Genomic DNA, 20409 nt, shown 5'->3' on the forward strand with positions numbered 1-20409 from the left:
GGATGGTGTAAAAACCATCCCCTTTTTATATCTAGGCTTTTTTACCTAAGACGTTGGCTGACCCAATACACCAACCGTACCCGCAATTTGTGGCTCTTCAATCTTAAGCCCTAACTTGTTGATATATTGATCGCGCTTATCAGCTTGTGAATCCGATAACTTCTCGTTAGTGAGCATACGAGCGGCTAGAGTAACCACTTCAAGTTGCTCTTCATTTAGCGGTTGCGTGCTATGCAATTGCAGCAACACCTTCATTAAACTTAACGCAATTTGTTTATCTTTCGGCGATATTGTTAAAGCTTGCTGTAAATTTTTATAAGCCGGCTGAAGGCGGTTTTCTTTATAGTGCGCCGTCGCCATATTCTTTAACTCTTTCGTCGTAAATTGTATCTCACTGCGCTCAATAGATTCTTGCTTTAGATATTCATCGACCACTTGTGAAGAAAAGGTATCCCCTTCAATTTGCGTTTTCAGCTTTTCTAAAATACTGATGCAATGCTCTCGCATCCCTAGTTCATGAAAGGCTTTCATTTTATCCAGATTATCTTCCATCGACTGCCCTGTAGTATGTACAGAGCTTTCGTTCATAATCTTTTCAGCTGACTTTTTCTCATTTCGCAAACACAACATGCGCGCTTTAATTACATCAATTTGATCGCCAAGTTGGCTTTGCACGCCTTTTTGTTGACTCAGTTCTTCTAAATCGTTTTGGGCACGTTGTAAATATCTATCACCCTCTCCAGCACCTAGGCTTGTGGCTAAATCAATGGTAGAGCGAATAACATTAAGAGAAAGTTCGGGGGAGTCATGAATAGAATTTTTGGCGAACTTTGCCATATTTTGCACCGCAGACAACTGCCCTACTTTGTCATGATTTAGCCTCGCTAAGTCCCACAGTCGTTTATTACGTTCAATATTACGCGGTGCCAACTTACTCGCTTCTTTCATTTGCTCGTAAGCTAATTCAAATTGCTCTTTCTCAATAAAATATTGCGCAAGTAAGTCGTACATTAAAAAACGAGTATCGGCGCGAAGTAGTAAGTCTTCCACTAAAATCTGCGCTTCTTCCAACTCATCTTGGCGTAACAATGAACGGGCTAAACCAACATGCACCCAGGCATGGTCCATGGTTTGTAACAGCTTACGGTAGTAATCTTCAGAGGTTTCATAGTCGCGCAATTGCAGCAAACATTCACCGATAAGGCGTTTAATTCGTGGGTGGTATTCTGATAACGACGCATCTTTTAATTGGCGCTCGGCATAATACATCGCCGTAGCGTAATCGCCAATTTGCATGCAATGAAGCATTTTATGTAGCTTGTAGCGTATTTGTAGCAAGTAATTTAAACGAGACTCAATACTGCTTGGCTTTAACGGTTTCACCCAAAAATCATCTGGCTGCAATTCAACAATACAATTAACTAATTCAGGTGAAGTTTCAGCGCTTAGGAAAATAACCGTGGTGGTATCGTTGATATGATTTAAGTGTTTTAGTTCTTCGAACAAATGGAAGCCATCTTTGTCATGACTAACATTAAAAGCAAGCAACACCAAGTCGAAACGTTTCTCTTCACATAAACGAATAGCGTGAAAAGCATTGAATGCACTCACAACATGTTTGATGCCAATAGCATGCAAAGCGGATGCTACTACATCGTGCACTAATCCCTGATTATCAATAACCAGAACGCGCAAATCCTCTTTTGAGGTAGGGGCAGGAATTTTTTCCAACATTCAACTTATCACTTATTACTTATCCGTAAGACTTACCGCAGATACCACATTCGTTAAATTGAGGGTTTAACCATCTACGATATTATAAGCCAATAGGCTACTGATGAGGTTAACAGCAGCCGAGTCGTTTAACTGACTTATGCTTTGATACTAGCATTAGAAACCCGTGTTTTGCCACAGATGAATTATTTAGGGGGGATCGATATTATCATTCACACTGGTATTTAACCTAAACCACCCTGCAACCGAATGCCGTTCTCGGTTAGCCTTAAGCACCTCATGAGGGAAAACTTCACTTAAGAAAATCGCAATCGTACCTTTTTCAGGTAACACCTGAATGCCCTCTAGATCATTTTTCCTCGAATATAAAACTAATTCTCCGCCATCGCTGGGCTGCCACTTGTCATTTAAATAGGTCACTACCGACAGCTTTCTATTGCTTTGCCCTTGGAACGCATCTAAATGCCGTTTGTAAAAATTACCGGGTTCATAACAGGCAAAATGGCTTTCAAATGAAAACAGGCCCATAAATAAGTGACGATTAATATACAGACGTAATGCTTCACACCAATCAAGCCAAAGCTGCCCTTCTTCTGAGGTGCCGTCTATCCAACAAATTTCGTCGCTTCTCACTTTTTCGTGATGTTGAAATTGCTCAGCCCTGCCAATTCCGGCACGTTGATACGCTTGCTTTGACAAAGAATCTTGGCAACGCACTAACGCATCAACAATAAAACTTGGTACCCCTAACGCTCTAATGCTAAAGCCTTTTTCATACAAATCATTTACGATGTTACTAAAGTAGCTTTCATCAAAAATATGCAGGGGCTTACGAATATCTAACGGGAAATTTTCCATGGGTTGTTATTTTACTTGGCTAAGTGATAGCACCAAAAAAGGGATGCGGGTTTATACGCTTAAGTCAGCCTTGCAGCAAGCAAAAAATGCTCAGTTTGCGAACAATAAAACACCGTACCTTAGCATTTATATAAAGCCTTGGTTTTAAGGGGAATAAAACTTGCTTTAAAACGTCTAATACACCAAAAATAATAGCGTTAGCCCCACGGAAATAAATATGCTCAAATATGTAAAACAACCACTGGTGGTAAAGGCATGAGTCAGGATCAAACAGTAATTGAAGAAACTGAACATCATCTTGCACTGCGAAATCTTCGCCTAGATGATTACAGCGATGTAAAAGCGTTAATGGACAATGTCTATGCAAACGTAGGTGGCGCTTGGCCTTACAATAATTTTAAGGCGCAAGTCACAACGTTTCCCGAAGGACAAATCTGTTTAGAAGATAAAGGCAAAGTTGTTGCGTTCGCTATTTCGGTCATTGTTGATTACGACCAATTCGGTGATAAGCATAGCTACGACGAAATTACTGGTGATGCGTACCTCACCACCCACGATCCAAATGGCGATGTGTTATACGGCGTGGAAGTTATAGTGTGTCCAGATTATCGAGGGCTGCGATTAGGACGACGTTTGTATGAAGCCCGCAAAGAGCTATGCAGAAACTTAAATTTGAAGTCGATTATGGCTGGCGGCCGTATTCCTACTTACAAAAATTACGCGAAAGAACTGTCGCCCTATGAATACATTGAACAGGTCAAATCAAAAGATATTTACGATCCTATTCTAACCTTTCAATTATCGAATGGGTTTGAAGTTAAGCAGGTGCTTAGCGCCTATTTACCTGAAGACGAAGCATCTAAAGGCTATGCAACCTTATTACAATGGCACAATATCTATTATGAGCCAAACAACCCGTCTTTAATCACGGGTCGAAAGTCGAATGCCCGTATTGGCTGTATTCAGTGGCAAATGCGTTATTTCAATAATGTGGAAGAGCTATTACAGCAGGTAGAGTATTTTGTAGATGCATTGTCAGATTATTCTTGCGATGTGGCACTCTTCCCAGAATTTTTTAATGCGCCATTAATGGGGCTTAGCCCATCTGAGACCTCAATTGATGCAATATGGCACTTGGCAACGTACACAGATGAAATTTTAACGTCTATCTCTCACCTTGCCGTGTCGTATAACATTACGATTATTGCGGGCTCAATGCCTGTAGTAGAGGAAGATGAGCTTTATAACGTAAGTTATATCTGTAAGCGCGATGGTACCATTGAAAGTCAGTACAAATTACACCTTACCCCGCACGAAAAGAAAGATTGGATAATGAAAGGCGGTAACAGCCTGAAAGTATTTGACACAGACTTCGGGAAAATTGGTGTACTTATTTGTTACGACGTAGAGTTTCCTGAGCTAGCAAGGCTACTATCCGAACAAGAAATGCAAATCCTCTTTGTGCCGTTTTGGACAGACACTAAAAATGGCTACTTGCGCGTAAGACGATGTGCACAAGCCCGTGCTATTGAAAACGAGTGTTATGTAGCTATTGCAGGTAGCGTTGGTAATTTACCTAAAGTAGACAACGTAGATATTCAGTACGGACAAACAGCGGTATTTTCACCTAGTGACTTTGCGTTCCCTCACGATGCTATTGTATCTGAAACCACACCGAACACTGAAATGACGCTAATTGTTGACTTAGATTTGGACAAACTCACAAAGCTTCAAAATGAAGGTTCAGTGAGAAACTATCTCGATCGCCGCCGTGATTTGTATCGTGTGGAATGGTTTAATAACGATACTTAATCGCCATTGGTATTTATAATTAATTCAATATAATATCGATGTTATTATGCGCGATTAATTATGTTTCGGTTACTGCACCTTAAACAAGATAGGTGCAGTTAACCCAAAGCTTAAATGAGAGAAAATAGAGAACTTATGGCAAATAATTCGAATAATGATGATTTTCCAACTATTCGCTTAGATGACGAAGATCGTCGCGACTACCAAAAAAAGCGTCAACCTACGCCCACTAGAGCGTCTTCGAATTCCCCATCGCCTTCTAGCCCTCCTCCTAAAACGTCTGAAAAAAAGAGTAGCGGTGGAAATGGTCTCTGGGTCTTCCTAGTTGCAGTTATCGCGATTGCTGCCTGCGGCGGTTGTTACTACTTATACACCTTAGTAGAACAGCAAAAAGAGGTCGCGTCACTAGCAGAAAAACGTATTCTTGAATTAGAAAACAAACTGTCTGCTACCGGTGAAGAAATGGGCGAGTCGACGGTTGCCTTACAAGTAAAAGTGAACGAGCTGGCAAGCAAGACAAACGATTTGTGGGAACAGATGGATAAACTCTGGGCGTCTGCCTGGCGTAGAAACCAAAAAGAGATTGCTGACTTAGGTGATAGAGTGGGTAATGTTCAAACTGCCCTTCAAGGCAATATTAAGAAAGTTTCTGACGATCTTGCTAGTCAAAATAGCCAAGTGGGTTCGGTTAAAAATCAATTAGCTTCACTCGCTGACGAAATTCTTGCACTAAACGTGCAACTTGAGCAAGTCTCGAATGATAAACAAAGCAGTGAACAGCAATTACGTAACCTGTCCGACAAATTGTCAGTGTTGGAACAGCGCAACACGTCACTTTCTGGGCGTATTACTAGTCTTGAGAATGAGTTAAGAGAGATTGCCACTAAGGTAGTTTCACGAAGTACAACTAGCTCAACAGGTAGCACACCAGCTTCTAACGCGGGTCTGTCACAAGGCTAAGCATCAAGTTTAGTTCTATAGCGTTATCTAAGGAGCCTTTCGGCTCCTTTTTTGTTTGTTTTATTGTGGAACGGCGTGCTTTTCAGCATTTTCTATCCGAGCTTTGGTAGTGGGGTGAGATTGAAACCAACTATTACCTGTTTCTTCCCCTGCGTCATCATTTGATAATTTACGCATTACATCCGCAAAATCAGCGGGACTTCGTTGCATCAATTTTAATTGTGAAATAGCGAAGTTGTCGGCCTGCCATTCATGCTTTTGTGAGTATTGGTTTTGTATGACACTAGTACCGATACCCATAAAAGACTCAATTGCCCCGCTTATATCACCGAAAAAGTAACTTATTGCTAGGGTTGCTAATAAAGACTCCGCCACCATTTGCATGGAATGGTTTTGCGCCACATGACCAATTTCGTGTAACAAAATGGCATCGAGTAACCCTTGATCGCCATCCACCAGTGTGACTAAATCATCGGTGAACACTATGGTGCCGTCTGGCAACGCGAAGGCATTGGGCCCAATTATCTCGGAATCTCTAAAGTGAACCCGAATGTTGTTTGTTGCTATCCCTTTAGACTGTCGGTGTTCACTTGTTGGCAGGCTTACTTGCTGGTTGTTATATTGGACCACTTGCTCTAAAACAGCGTCGAAGCCCATCAACAACTGCTTACGTTGCGACTCTGGAAGCGTGCTAGGCTCCAACATAGAATAATCTAATGCGCTCAACGTATGCTGGGAAGCTAAGGTTTTAATAGAGTACGGTACCTGGTCAGCAAATTTAACGGCTGCCCATGGCATCCCTTGTACAAAAATAACGTAGAGTAAAAGCGGTACTAATAAAACACTCGCGATTAACCACCGCTTTCTCGTTTCCATTTGAGAGATTCGACTACCTGCCCCACCATCTAACCACTGATCTAACAGTGGTGATGGTGAACAAACCAATAAGCGGTCGTTAGGTAAGGTGATTTCTCGAGGCAAGTTACCCAGCTTCGACTTCGCGTTAACTTGCGATTGTTCAAACCTTAAAGGCGCAGTGCTTTCACTATCTAGCTCAGCGATTTTCACAATCTCTACATCAGCGCTTTCGCTAATCTCTACATCAGCGCTTTCGCTAATCTCTACGCCAGCGCTTTGGGCTATCGATATGCCAGCGCTTTGGGCAATCCCTACGCCAACGCTTACGTCTGCTGCAGTATTGCTTTCGCCTAATACTAGGTCGCTTTTAGAAACACACTGTTCATCGTTTAAGAAACGAATAATCAATGCATTATCTTCAATACTCGCGGTAATAGGTGTTACCGATGAACCTTCTGATTGATATAACTGCCCGTCTATCATTAGGCTAGCCTAATGCGACATCAACATCGAACAATGTAGCCGCTTCTTCAGCAGTCGCGCCCACAGACCCGGTGTTAACTGAGGTTACGCTATCAATGCCTGATAACACTGTGACCTCAGTCGCATTCGCAAAGAAACGAGCACTGCGAATTTTCGCCCAAGGAATAGCAAACCCTAAGGATAAAACGATAGCAATAACGTTTGTGCTTCTAAGCCATACCAGCGGCATTACACCCACATTGGAATCAAATCGCGCCACATCTGGAATTTCGCTGTTTGCATAAATATGGTTACGAATGAGTGCAGTATAAAAACTGGACGAAATAGCAAAGGCGATAATATACATAGCAAAGAAGGCGAGCATAGCCATAGGCGCGCCGGTTTCTAATGTTTGCATAACGCTAGTGAAGCCAAAACCCATTATGCTCACACCTATAATAAATACTGCCGCGACAATACCCACAGCCCCGAATGATGCCAAATAGTAGGAACCTGTGCTCAGTTTAGTGCGAAAACGACTGTCACCGAACGCAGATTTGTCAACGAGGTATTCATCTATCTTCTTAAGCGCCCATGGCAACATTAAGTACATGGTAAATAAGCTAACGAAAGGCAAAACAACGAAAACGACAAATGCATCGCCAAAGCCGCCGTTAAATTTAAACCGAACATTTCGATATCCTGTCATACGCATACTGAAACGTTGACCTAGCACTATCATAAAAGGCGTAAATAGCATTAAAGCCAACACCATGACTGCACCTGCAATAGGGTTTAGGGCACTTAAAATGAAGTAACTTGCAAATAGACACACCGCAATAATACGGCCTTTTAAAATTTGTAGAGGATGGGCTAAATAGGAGAACCGATGACCGTCAATTTCAGTATTACCATAAAAGTAACGGTTTGTTCTTACCTTTGCCCACGCAGAATAAATACCTAAAGTCACAATGGTAAGCAATAAGTTCACAATCCAAATAGAAAAGAATTCTGACGCTTTACCATGAAAGGAAACCTTACCCTTTCTCAAAACGTCTGCGGTAGGTGCTGTAGGTGGGTTTTCTGGTGATGCAAACTGCGCGATACGCTCTTCTAACTCGTGAGCCCGTTCTGGGTGCTCAACTTCATTAAGAGTAGCGCGAGCTTGTTTTAATTCTTCCAGTGAATACGTTGAGTAATCGATACTTGATGACATACATCCCTCTTATTATTAGTAACTTCCATATGCTTAAAGCATTACAAAACTAAACATACGCAATATTTAATATTCGGGCAACGTTTTAAAGGTATAAAAAAAGCACCCTAGGGTGCTTTTTTCATTAAAAACTTAAGCTTATCGACGTAGGCCAAGACGCTTAATTAGGTCAAGATAACGCTCAGCGTTCTTGCCTTTAAGGTAGTCTAGAAGCTTACGACGCTGGCTAACCATACGTAAAAGACCGCGACGTGAGTGGTGGTCTTTCTTATGATCAGCAAAATGGCCTTGAAGCTTGTTGATGTTGTGAGTTAACAACGCAACTTGAACTTCAGGTGAACCAGTATCACCTTCTTTTACGCCATAATCAGCAATGATTGTTGCAGTTTCGTCTTTAGTTAGTGACATAACATTCTCCTAAATTATGTCCGGCCGATCACTAATTCAGCCAGACGGAATGAAGCGCGTATTATAATGACAGCGCGCGAGTTAGCAAGGGAAAGTACAAACTTTATCAGTTGTACACTACCCGTCTTTTCGGATTAACAAAAATATCGCCATTAGACGTTGGCTGATCTTTCGGATCTTGTACACCTTCCCCTACGCCTAAAAATAAACCTTGTTCGTTTTCACCAAAATAAACGCGGTAAGGTTGGCCAATAACAAGTGCTTCGCTACAAGTACCTTTCACGCTTTGGCCGTTATCGAAACGATGTTTTTCAGCATCGTTAATGAAAACCACAGGTAAGCGACTTACCGCGGTATCCATGGGGATCATAAACGCATCAAGTGCAGCAAAGTCCCCTTCTTCCAACGCTTCTTGGGTAGCAATAAGGGTATCAAGAGATACCATTTTATCTGTTGGATAATCTGCTACTTCAGTGCGATGTAAACGAGTAACATATGCACCGCACTCAAGAATTTGACCAATATCGTCTACTAACGAACGAATATAAGTGCCTTTACTACATTTAACCCGCATATCCACTTCAGGCAACGCAATACGGGTAACTTCGAGTTCAAATATTTCGATGTCTCTGGCTTCACGCTCAACCGTTATCCCCTGACGAGCATAATGATAAAGGGGCTTGCCTTGGTGTTTTAAGGCCGAAAACATGGAAGGCACTTGCTTGCTTTTACCTAAGAATTGCAAACACGTGTTTCGAACCGTCTCTTCGCCTACTGTTACTGGCTTTTCTTCAACAACTTCACCGTCTGCGTCAGAGGTAGTAGTACGAATACCTAAAGTAGCAGTCACTTCATAGGTTTTCTCTGCATCTAATAGAAACTGAGAAAACTTAGTGGCTTCGCCTAAACACAATGGCAGCATACCGCTAGCTAAAGGGTCTAGTGCACCTGTGTGCCCACCTTTCGAAGCTTTGAACAACCAACGTACCTTTTGAAGAAGTTGGTTTGAAGAACCACCTAATGGCTTATCTAGCAACACTATGCCGTTAATATCACGGCCTTTACGACGCCTTGCCATTTATTCCTTCTCTTCTGACTCGTCGGTATCTCGCTTTGCGTCATCTGCCGCAACGGTCTGCGATACCAAGTTAGAAATGCGCATACCTTCAATAATTGATTTATCTTCAAAGAAATGAAGGTGCGGTACAGAACGCATACGTAAACGCTTAGCCAAAATGCTGCGAATAAACGGTTGAAACTCGGCCAACTGCTTTATTTGTCTTTTGCCTTCTTCTTCTGTGCTGTTATAGATAGTCACGTAAATTTTAGCATGGGCTAAATCTCGTGTTACTTCTACTTCAGACACAGTAATAAGTGGCATATCGCCTACGCGGTGTTTGTATTCATTTTGCAGAATGCTAGCCACTTCTTTATGAACTTGCTGCGACACTCTGTCGGTACGTGAAAATTCACGAGCCATAACTTTCTCCTATCTTTAAATCAGCGATAGTTGCCAATCACTTTAACGCAAAGCCTTTTAAAGGTTTAGCCTCTAAAGCTTAGTTTAAATAAGCTAAGCTGTTGCGAAAGTGACAGACAAAAACGGGGGCTTGTGCCCCCGCTTTATTTATACTGATTTAGTGAGGCAATTAGATTTCGCGTTTAACTTCAACGATTTCGAAGACTTCGATTTGGTCTCCAACTTTTACGTCGTTGTAGTTCTTAACGCCGATACCACATTCCATACCGTTACGTACATCTTGTACATCATCTTTGAAGCGACGTAGAGATTCTAGTTCACCTTCATAGATTACTACGTTTTCACGAAGTACACGGATTGGATTGCTACGCTTAACCACACCTTCTGTAACCATACAACCAGCGATAGCACCAAGCTTAGGCGACTTAAATACATCACGCACTTCAGCCAGACCAATAATTTCTTGTCTGAATTCTGGCGCAAGCATACCGCTCATTGCTGCTTTCACTTCGTCAATTAGGCTATAAATAACGCTGTAGTAGCGTAAATCAATTTCTTCAGCTTCTAGTACGCGGCGTGCAGTTGCATCGGCACGAACGTTAAAGCCAAGTACGATAGCGCCAGAAGCTGCTGCCAATGTTGCATCAGTTTCAGTGATTCCACCTACGCCGCTACCAACTATGTTCACTTTAACTTCTGCCGTTGATAGTTTAATCAACGACTCAGCAATCGCTTCAACAGAACCTTGTACATCAGCTTTAAGTACAATGTTAAGTTCACTAACGTCGCCTGCTTCCATGTTTGCAAACATGTTTTCAAGCTTAGCTTTTTGCTGACGAGCAAGTTTAAGCTCACGCTTCTTCTGATGACGCTTAGCCGCTACTTCACGTGCTTTACGCTCATCTTTAACTACCGCTGCATCTTCACCGGCTACTGGAACACCAGATAGACCCAGTACTTCAACAGGTGTAGATGGGCCAGCTAGCTTAAGCTCTTGACCATGCTCATCGCGCATTGCACGAACACGTCCATATTCTTCGCCACATAGTAAGATATCACCGGCTTTCAGCTCACCCTCTTGGATAAGTACTGAAGCGACTGGACCACGGCCTTTATCAAGACGTGATTCAATAACGATACCGCGACCTGGGCCTTTAGCTACCGCTTGTAAATCTAGTAATTCAGCTTGAAGGTTAATAGCTTCTAAAAGACCATCAACACCCATACCGGTTTTAGCAGAAACGTTACAGAACTGGTGCTCACCGCCCCACTCTTCTGAAATAACTTCCAGTTGAGAAAGCTCAGTTTTAACACGATCTGGATCGGCTGACTCTTTATCCATCTTGTTCACGGCAATGATTAACGGTACGCCTGCTGCACGAGCATGCTGAACCGCTTCTTTCGTTTGTGGCATTACGCCATCATCTGCCGCAACAACCAAGATAACGATATCGGTTGCCGTTGCTCCACGAGCACGCATTGCAGTAAATGCGGCATGTCCTGGAGTATCTAAGAACGTGATTTCGCCATTATCAGTTTGTACTTTATAAGCACCGATATGCTGGGTAATACCACCGGCTTCACCGTCTGCCACTTTCGCGCGACGAATGTAATCAAGTAGTGATGTTTTACCGTGGTCAACGTGACCCATGATAGTCACTACAGGTGCACGTGATGTTTTATCACCGCCTGTACCATCATCAGCTAACAATTCTTCTTCAAGTGCATTGTCGTTAACCAGTTCAAATTTATGGCCCATCTCTTCAACAACAAGTACTGCTGTGTCTTGGTCAAGAACCTGGTTAATCGTCGCCATCTCACCCATTTTCATCATGGCTTTGATAACTTCGTTAGACTTAATCGCTAACTTGCTAGCAAGTTCGCCAACGGTGATAGTTTCACCCAGTTTAACGATACGCTCTACAGGTTGAGCTGGCTTGTTGAAGCCTTGCTTCAAGTGCTCGCCCGCATTTCGCTTAGACTTTCTACGACGACGTGAAGAACGCTCAACTTGGGCGTCTTGCTCGTCTTCTGCTTCTTGAGCATAGCGGTTTGAATGCAAATGTACTTCTTCAGCTTCCGCTTTCTTACGTGCTTCAGCTTCTTCTTTCCAACGACGCTCGTTTTCTTCTGCTAATTTACGTGCTTCATCAGCCGCTTTCTTAGCATCTTCTTCAAGCTTCTTCTGTGCTTCTTCTTCTTGAGCCTTACGAAGACGTTCCTCTTCCTGACGAGCAGCTTCTTGAGAAGCTTTCTCTTCAGCAGACATCTCAGGTTCGTTCTTCTTACGCGCTTCAGCGTCTTTCTTCGCTTGCTCTACGCGACGTGCACGTTCTTCTTCAGCAGCCTTTCTTGACTCTTCCGCTTTACGTGCCTTTTCTTCAGCCGCTTGTTTCGCTTCAGCAGCCGCTTTTTCTTCTGCTTCGCGCTTCAAACGTGCTTCTTCGGCTAATTTAGCTTCTTCTTCAGCTTGGCGTTGTTGCTCTTCAGCATCAGTACGCTTCACATAAGTACGCTTTTTACGTACTTCTACTTTAACTTCTTTAGACTTGCCTACGCTAATAGTACTGGTTGTCTTACGTTTAAGAGTCATGCGCTGTGGTTCGGACGCGCTGCCGTGTTGCTTACTTAAATGATCCAACAGTTTCTTTTTCTCTTCTTCAGTAACCTGAGCGCCGGCATTCTTTGTGATACCCGCGTCTTTAAACTGGCCAACCAATCGGTCAACGGTCGTACCAATGTCGCTGGCGAGCTTTTCAATAGATACATCTGCCATTACGTATTATTCCCCCTGTTGACCTTACTCTTCATTGAACCAAACGATGTTACGTGCTGCCATAATAAGGGCACCAGCAGTAGCGTCATCCAGTTCATCAATATCACTAATTTCATCTGTGCCTTGCTCGGCCAGTCCTTCAAGGTCGGTAATGCCGCGGCTGGCCAACACATAGGCCACGTGCTTACTCATTCCTTCAAGGCCTAGTAAGGCTTCGGTAGGCTCTGCGCCTTCAAGCGATTCTTCATTTGCCAATGCACGGGTCGTAAGGAATGCACGTGCACGATTACGCAATTCTTCAACGGTATCTTCATCAAGTCCGTCAATAGCAAGAAGTTCGCTTGCTGGCACGTAGGCCACTTCTTCTAAGGTGGTAAAACCTTCATCAACTAACATAGCCGCAAATTCGTCATCTACTTCTAAACCAGCAGTGAAGATGTTCAACACCTTCGCGTTTTCTTCTTCATGTTTCTTGTTCAAGTCTTCCACTGTCATCACGTTCAGTTCCCAACCAGTTAACTGGCTAGCAAGGCGAACGTTTTGACCACTACGACCGATTGCCTGAGCAAGGTTGTCAGCTTCTACTGCTACGTCCATCATGTGGCTGTCCTCGTCCACAACGATAGAAGCAACTTCTGCAGGTGCCATAGCGTTAATAACGAATTGTGCAGAGTTTTCATCCCACAATACGATATCAACACGCTCACCACCCAATTCGCCCGATACTGCTTGTACACGTGAACCACGCATACCTACACACGCACCGACTGGGTCTAAGCGTTTGTCGTTAGTTTTAACGGCAATTTTTGCACGAGAGCCCGGATCACGAGCCGCCGCTTTAATTTCTAGTGTTTCTTCCGCAATTTCTGGTACTTCAAGTCTGAACAGCTCTACAAGCATGTCAGGATGAGTACGACTGACGAACAACTGTGCGCCACGTGCTTCAGGACGGATTACATAAAGTAGGCCGCGAACACGGTCGCCTGGTCTGAACGTTTCACGAGGAAGCATATCGTCGCGATAGATAACGCCTTCTGCGTTATTACCTAAATCGATGATAATGTTGTCGCGGTTTACTTTCTTAACCGTACCCGTTACCAACTCACCGACTCTATCTTCGTATTCAGCAATCATTTGCGCGCGTTCAGCTTCACGTACTTTTTGTACAATAACCTGTTTCGCGGTCTGCGTAGTTATGCGGTCAAATTTGATAGATTCAATCTGATCTTCCACATAATCGCCTAATTGAAGCTCAGGCTCTTCTACTTGCGCAGCAGAAAGGGTAATTTCTGCGAATGGGTTTTCTTGTTCCTGATCATCAGGAATAATTAACCAACGACGGAATGTGTCGAAGTCACCAGAGGTTCTGTCGATACTTACTCGAACTTCAATATCGCCTTCATTTTTCTTTTTGGTGGCACTGGCTATTGCAAATTCCAGCGCTTCAAAAATCTTTTCTCTAGGCACTTGTTTTTCATTTGAAACGGCTTCCGCCACTAACAAAATTTCTTTATTCATTTTAGCCTCACTCAAGCTTTCGTCGATGAAAGCATTGCTGTTCCGTTATTCAAATGTGGGAACAACGTTACCTTTTTCGATATTCGCCACAGCTAACTGGAACTGCTGGCCATCCACTTCAATATTGACTACGCCATTGTCGCAAGCCAATACTTTGCCTTTAAAATTACGTCTGTCGTCCATCGGCATAGATAAACGAACCTGAACTACTTCACCTACTGATTCAACATAGTGCTTCTCTTTGAAAAGCGGTCTATCCATACCTGGTGAAGATACTTCTAGGTTATATTCTGTGCTAATTGGATCTTCAACATCCAAAATCGCACTTACTTGATGACTCACATCTGCACAGTTATCTACGGATATACCATTTTCGTGATCAATAAAAACACGAAGAATTGAATGTTTCCCCGCTCGTACAAATTCGATCCCAACCAATTCAAACCCTAACGCTTCAACGCCTGGGTTTAACATTTCGGTTAGTTTCTCTTCAAGTTTTGCCAATGCAAACCTCCAAAAACGAAAAAAGGGCCTAAAGCCCACCTGTCATCACCTAGCTCAGCTAGGCTGACTCCAGGGTCTAATGCAACAAAAAGCCCCGTACTAGCGGGGCTTTTATTAAAATTCTGAACCCATATTTGTCCAACAGACAAATGCAAACATATGGGTAAAAACCACCGGTAGGTGATGTTTGCTAGATAATGGAAGCGTTACTTTCCTGAACACTGAGGGAGCCCGCTACCACCACTTAATGAGCGCATTATACTGATTGGTGCCACATTAAGCAACAGCACTCGACTATTAGTTGTTAGTCTGTGTTAATAGTACGGGCTGTTAATCTTCGTCTTTCCACTTTTCTTTGATTTCTAAAATTTCCGGTAAATTTTCCATCAGTAAATCAATGAGCTTAGGGTCGAAATGTGCGCCCTTTTGACTTTCCATCAGCGCGAGGGTTTTTTCAACCGTCCACGCATCTTTATACGGACGCTTGCTAGTCAGTGCATCGAACACATCGGCTACAGCACAAATTCTACCTTCAATAGGGATATCTTCCCCTGCAATGCCGTACGGGTAACCTGAACCATCCCATTTTTCATGGTGAGTTAATGAAACCGATCTCGCAATTTCAAGCAATTCAGAGTCGCATTCGCCAAGTATTTCAGCGCCAATTATCGGATGAGTCTTCATAATATCGAACTCTTCATCAGTCAGCTTGCCGGGTTTCAGCATAATACTGTCTGAGATACCAATTTTACCAATATCGTGCATTGGTGCTGCATGTAACAGAACTTCTGCCTGTTGATCGCTGAAACCATACGCGAGTGCTAGCACCTTTGCATAATGACTCATTCGCAGCACGTGCATGCCGGTTTCGTTATCTTTGTATTCAGCCGCTCTGCCCAATCGTTGAACAACCTGCAAGCGTGTATGCATGAGTTCATCAGACTTCACTAACGATAAATGGGTTTTTACTCGTGCTTTAACCACAGGTGGAGAAATAGGCTTAGTAATGTAATCCACAGCGCCAACTTCGAAACCTTCCGCTTCATCTTGCTCGTCGTTTAACGCGGTAACAAATATGACTGGAATTGCGCGGGTACTATCTTGACCTTTCAGTACGCGACACACTTCATACCCAGTGAGACCTGGCATCATGATATCGAGTAAAATAAGCTTAGGTTGCCGCACAGATGCGAGACGAATTGCTTCTTCACCATTTTTAGCAAAAATCAATTGATAGTCTGCCGACAACAACTGCTTTAACACCCTTAAATTTACTGGTTCGTCATCAACGAGTAATAACGTAGGCTTCTCAATGTTTCTAAGCATTATTGCGTTTCAGTCTCTTTAACCAAGGTGTCGATAAGCTCCGAAAGCTGGCTTTCGGCGCGTTCAAACTCAAAATCATCAATATCCATTAATATAGCAGCAATAGAGTCTTTATATTGGCCACTTGCGAGCCCTTTCATTTCTTTTAACACTTCTTCATCAAGCATATTTTGTGTAACGCTTAATTTCAAGTTTGTTAAATAAGTAATTAGTAGGGGAAGGTCTATTTCTTCCTTTTCTGTAGAGGCACTAACCTTCTCGCTTTCCCCTTGTACCCAAGTAATAACTTCATTGAAGGCTTTTTTAAGTTGCTGCACCGAAGAGATATCTAACTCTCCCTTAAGAGCATTTTTCTCAATATCTCTACAAACGGCCATCAAAGGGTTAAGACAAAGATTGCCCGCCACCCCCTTAATACCATGAGCTAACGAGGCTGTTTTAGGGGCATCATTTTGCATGATTGCTGCTGTCATTTCAGCTATTTTTGATTCGTTAATCTGCGTGAACTTAGCCACTTCATTATGATGCGTTTCAGCATCGCCCCATAACGAAACCGCTCTGGATAAATCAACCACCTTCGTTAATTTACGCTCCACTTTTTCCACTGAACGTATTTTGGTCGCGGTATCGTTAACCTCTTTACCAAGTACTCTTGCCATTTCACGGGTTAACAAAGGATAATCAATCGGTTTATTGGCAAAACCTTCCATTCCAGCGTCACTTGCAGCGTGTCTGTCTTGTACCAACACACTAGCGGTTAAGGCAATGATAGGTAAACGGGGTAAGTTATGCTGCTCTTCGTATTTTCGACGCTGCATAGAGGCCTCTAACCCATCCAAAATTGGCATCTGTAAATCCATTAACACAAGCTCAATTCCTGGCGTATTTTCCATTTTCTCTAAAGCATCTTGACCGTCTCTTGCTACCACCACGCTATGCCCTGAACGCTTTAACAATAACGATAGCAAATCGATATTTTGTGCTATGTCGTCCACTATCAAAATTTTCATTGGTGGTAGATCCACCGGCGTGCCCGCTTCATCCGCTTCAGGGGGCACCGCTGGGGTTAATGGTAAACGGAATATAAACGTACTTCCTACCCCTAACTCGCTCTGTGCACATATTTTACCGCCCATCAATTCAACAAGTTGTTTCGATATGGTTGTACCTAAACCTGTTCCGCCGTATTTGCGACTCATTGATGCATCAGCCTGTGCAAAAGCATCAAAAACGCGGTTAACTTGTTCGTCGTTCATGCCGATGCCGGAATCGTTAATTTTGAAATAAACATCTGACACGTCACTTGATACTTCGACAACCACGCTACCGTCACCGGTAAACTTAACTGCATTGCCAATTAAGTTGTTAAGCACCTGCCTTATTCTTTCAGGCACACCATTGTAGGCTTCACAAACATCGTCTTTCACATTCACTTCAAGGGAAATATTCTTACGCTTGGCTTCTAGCCAAAAAGTAGAAATGACCGTGTCGACTTCTTCTCTAATAATGAAATCGCGATAATCTAAATCTAGCTTACCCTTATCAAGTTTAGCGCTATCAAGAATATCATTTAGTAGATGAAGCAGAGATCTTGCAGACCGGTTCACGGTAGTCAAGTGACCATGTTGCTCTGGCGGCATTTCTTCGGCCAACATTAAATCGCTGAAGCCGATGATCGCATTCATTGGAGTTCGAATTTCGTGACTCATGTTGGCTAGGAAGTTAGTTCTAGCTTCAGCCGCTTGCTCAGCACGCTCTTTCGCCGCTTTAAGCTCTTCTTCCATTTCCCGACGAGCCGTAATATCAGAGATGAAGCCGTCTAGATAAATGGTATTTCCGTCATCGTCGAGGACATGAACACCATGCTCGGTAACCCATCGTACATCCCCGCACTTGGTGATAATGCGATATTCGATGGTGAATTGTTTATTGTCAGCAACTTCTTCGGCTATCCTTTCTACATCGTCGGGATGACATAGAGAACCAAAGGTTACATTAGGATTTGGAAGGCTGAAGTCGGCTGCATCATGACCCGTTAATTCCTTAACGGCTTCACTAATAAACACCATCGGCCATTCTGGCTCATTTAAACAGCGATAGGCCATGCCAGGTATATTAGAAATAAAGCTGCGAAACTTAGCCTCACTTTCCCGTAACGCGTCTTCCATTTCTTTGCGTTTGCGTAAATCTGAGAGGAAGCCTACAAACAAGGGCTTGTCGTCAATTTTAGTGTAGCCAATTCCTACTCTGACAGGGATAAGACTTCCATTTTTACCTACCACAGCAACTTCACGGCTGGTCCCTATGATTTGTTCTGTAGGTACTGTTCTTTGTTCGAAAAAGTCACTATCGTACAACGACTTTTTATCATCAGGCGCCAAAATAGTACCGGGTTTACCCACCAATTCATGAGGTTTATACCCTAGTACAGCTTCAACCGCTGGATTTGCCGTTTTTATAATGCCGGTATTATCTACCGTTATAATGGCATCTATCGCGTTATCGGTTATTGCACGTTGAATTTTTTCACTCTGTAACGCCCGAAAACTCACGTCGCGATATTTAAAAAGCAAGCTGAGTCCAAGCACCATGGCAATTAACGTTACCGTGACCATAGCGATAGCAAGGGCGAGGTAGACTGAAATTTCAGATGGCTGTGAAGAAAATTCCATTCCTGGAGGTAAAACAAACCGTGCGGCCGACATGCCGGTGTAATGCATTCCAGCAATCGCAAGCCCCATGACAACACTTGAAATAAGTGCATCACGACCGAAATTTGTTTGTCTTTTACCAAGCGTACCTTTTTTACCCTTAGCACTTTTCTCGCTAGCAGCGCTAAGGCCAAACTTAATCCACAGCGCTAACATGGCAAGACATACAGCGACCACAATAGAAAGTAAAAATCGAGACGGGTTATAACGAAGTAGCGGTGACATTTCCATTGCCGCCATACCGCTGTAGTGCATAGTGCCAATTCCGGAACCAACCAAAACACCACCTATTAAGATTTCAGTAAATGAAATTTTGGGTTTCGTCATTAGGAAAAGCGCTACCCATGCCGCGGCCACACCGGGAATGGCTGATACTAGCGTTATAGATATATCATAAGACACAGGTGTACAGAGTTCGAAGGCAATCATGCCAAGGAAATGCATTGCCCAGATCCCGCCCCCCATGGCGGCACTTCCCGCTGTTAGCAATGTATATTTTCGTAATGTATGACTTGTAGCGGCTGCTTGGGAAGCCACATTGAATGCCATAAATGAGGCGAAGATAGCGATAAGTAACGAAAGCGTAACCAAGCTAAAGTCATAGTGACCATTAAGCAACGACACTTCCTGCCCAACGGTAAAATATTTTTCAATCATAGTTTTTTATTCTGTTATTCAGTAACAAATTGCGTCGCATTAAACGCGCATCTAATTATTGGGTTCTTTTTTACCACTTCGTAAACCATATTTATATAAGTAACACTCTGATGATTAAAAATTGGGGGAACTACCTATATATGCTTATTCACCACAAAACAGCCGGACACAGATGGTAGTACAAATTCAGGTATTCTTATAACATCCATCAACTAACGCCGCCTTGTAACTAGAGCGCTTAGTATGAATATTTCATAAGATCATAACAACGCTTCTGAATAGTACTAAAGTATAAGCTTTAATAACTCAAACCATAATTACGCTATTGAAATTGAAGAACCTGTAATGACATGACGCTTATTTACACAGTAATTCACCTAGAAATTTACGCTGCGTAAGTCAACATTATTAAAATTAATCTAGTGTGGTGAATTTGGTCTTATACGAGGTTATTGAGCAGCAGAGCGAAACCGGCATTCTGTCTTTACCCGTCCATATTTCAGGTACTGTCACCCATTGCAGAGGCGAAGAATTTTTTGCATGAATGCCTTTATAGCAGAACTAAAAACTCAAGAGTAATGTACTGTACATGTAGCGTCAAAAATCTATAAGGAAATTGAATAAAGCTTAGTAGGTGAGGCTAAGCATACCATTGGAATTACCGTAAGCTTTACTATTTCATCTTTCCAAAGTAAACATCACAACACGGAAGCTAATTTGAATCAGTTAAATGAGGCTTTGAACCAGGAGTAACTTAAAGCCCTGTTATAAAGACCTCAATATGCAAGCACTACTATAAGCGCCTTACTGGGCAGGATTAGAAGCTGGTCACTACTTACCTAAAGGCAAGTATATTATTGAAACCTAGCATTCTAGAAACAAAAAACCCCGGCATAAGCCAGGGTTATAATGTGGTTGCGGGAGCAGGATTTGAACCTACGACCTTCGGGTTATGAGCCCGACGAGCTACCAGACTGCTCCATCCCGCGTCTGTACATTTTTACCGCTTGTCTCTAAATTAGACAATTCAGTAATTAAATCGTTTAATTTTCTGTGGTTGCGGGAGCAGGATTTGAACCTACGACCTTCGGGTTATGAGCCCGACGAGCTACCAGACTGCTCCATCCCG

General features: G+C 42.9%; 14 protein-coding genes and 1 tRNA gene. 2 read left to right on the forward strand and 13 right to left on the reverse strand.

Going from position 1 to position 20409, the window contains the following annotated elements; all coding sequences use genetic code 11:
• Positions 1-45: 45 nt before the first annotated feature.
• Both Q4561_RS03585 and Q4561_RS03590 read right to left on the reverse strand, forming a co-directional pair.
• On the reverse strand, positions 46-1734 hold the full coding sequence (locus Q4561_RS03585) for a response regulator (RefSeq protein ID WP_303457638.1): 1689 nt from the start codon (positions 1732-1734) through the stop codon (positions 46-48).
• Positions 1735-1923: 189 nt separating this feature from the next.
• Positions 1924-2592 carry a 2OG-Fe(II) oxygenase gene (locus Q4561_RS03590; protein ID WP_303457639.1) on the reverse strand — a complete coding sequence of 223 codons (669 nt, stop codon included), beginning with the start codon at positions 2590-2592 and terminating at the stop codon, positions 1924-1926.
• Positions 2593-2847: 255 nt separating this feature from the next.
• Here Q4561_RS03590 and Q4561_RS03595 point away from each other — a divergent pair, with 255 nt between their 5' ends.
• A complete protein-coding gene (locus Q4561_RS03595) occupies positions 2848-4404 on the forward strand; it encodes a bifunctional GNAT family N-acetyltransferase/carbon-nitrogen hydrolase family protein (RefSeq protein WP_303457640.1) in 1557 nt (518 codons plus the stop codon).
• A 135-nt stretch (positions 4405-4539) separates the two neighbouring features.
• Positions 4540-5364: a hypothetical protein gene (locus tag Q4561_RS03600; protein ID WP_303457641.1), complete on the forward strand. Its 825-nt coding sequence runs from the start codon at positions 4540-4542 to the stop codon at positions 5362-5364.
• Between the two features lie 60 nt (positions 5365-5424).
• Here the strand turns inward: Q4561_RS03600 and Q4561_RS03605 are convergent, their stop codons facing one another.
• The 11 genes from Q4561_RS03605 to Q4561_RS03655 form a co-directional block, all read right to left on the reverse strand.
• A complete protein-coding gene (locus Q4561_RS03605; protein ID WP_303457643.1) occupies positions 5425-6705 on the reverse strand; it encodes a M48 family metallopeptidase in 1281 nt (426 codons plus the stop codon).
• Between the two features lie 4 nt (positions 6706-6709).
• On the reverse strand, positions 6710-7900 hold the full coding sequence (locus Q4561_RS03610; RefSeq protein WP_303457644.1) for a YjgN family protein: 1191 nt from the start codon (positions 7898-7900) through the stop codon (positions 6710-6712).
• A 138-nt stretch (positions 7901-8038) separates the two neighbouring features.
• Complete coding sequence (gene rpsO / locus Q4561_RS03615; protein ID WP_013783816.1) at positions 8039-8308, reverse strand: 30S ribosomal protein S15; 270 nt, start codon at positions 8306-8308, stop codon at positions 8039-8041.
• Positions 8309-8414: 106 nt separating this feature from the next.
• The gene (gene truB, locus Q4561_RS03620; protein ID WP_303457646.1) at positions 8415-9386 is read right to left on the reverse strand and encodes a tRNA pseudouridine(55) synthase TruB; all 972 of its coding nucleotides are present in this window, start codon (positions 9384-9386) and stop codon (positions 8415-8417) included.
• Positions 9387-9788 carry a 30S ribosome-binding factor RbfA gene (gene rbfA / locus Q4561_RS03625; protein ID WP_303457648.1) on the reverse strand — a complete coding sequence of 134 codons (402 nt, stop codon included), beginning with the start codon at positions 9786-9788 and terminating at the stop codon, positions 9387-9389.
• A gap of 169 nt (positions 9789-9957) precedes the next feature.
• Complete coding sequence (infB, locus tag Q4561_RS03630) at positions 9958-12564, reverse strand: translation initiation factor IF-2 (protein ID WP_303457650.1); 2607 nt, start codon at positions 12562-12564, stop codon at positions 9958-9960.
• A gap of 24 nt (positions 12565-12588) precedes the next feature.
• Positions 12589-14082 (reverse strand): transcription termination factor NusA, encoded by a 1494-nt coding sequence (gene nusA / locus Q4561_RS03635; RefSeq protein WP_303457652.1) that lies wholly within the window; start codon positions 14080-14082, stop codon positions 12589-12591.
• Between the two features lie 45 nt (positions 14083-14127).
• On the reverse strand, positions 14128-14586 hold the full coding sequence (gene rimP / locus Q4561_RS03640; protein ID WP_303457653.1) for a ribosome maturation factor RimP: 459 nt from the start codon (positions 14584-14586) through the stop codon (positions 14128-14130).
• A gap of 330 nt (positions 14587-14916) precedes the next feature.
• Complete coding sequence (locus tag Q4561_RS03645; RefSeq protein WP_303457655.1) at positions 14917-15912, reverse strand: two-component system response regulator; 996 nt, start codon at positions 15910-15912, stop codon at positions 14917-14919.
• On the reverse strand, positions 15912-19280 hold the full coding sequence (locus tag Q4561_RS03650; RefSeq protein ID WP_303457656.1) for an MHYT domain-containing protein: 3369 nt from the start codon (positions 19278-19280) through the stop codon (positions 15912-15914). Before Q4561_RS03650 ends, Q4561_RS03645 begins: the two co-directional genes overlap by 1 nt.
• A gap of 912 nt (positions 19281-20192) precedes the next feature.
• Positions 20193-20269, reverse strand: a tRNA-Met gene (locus Q4561_RS03655).
• Positions 20270-20409: the final 140 nt, after the last annotated feature.

This window comes from Alteromonas sp. 1_MG-2023 (assembly GCF_030547075.1).
GTDB lineage: Bacteria > Pseudomonadota > Gammaproteobacteria > Enterobacterales > Alteromonadaceae > Alteromonas.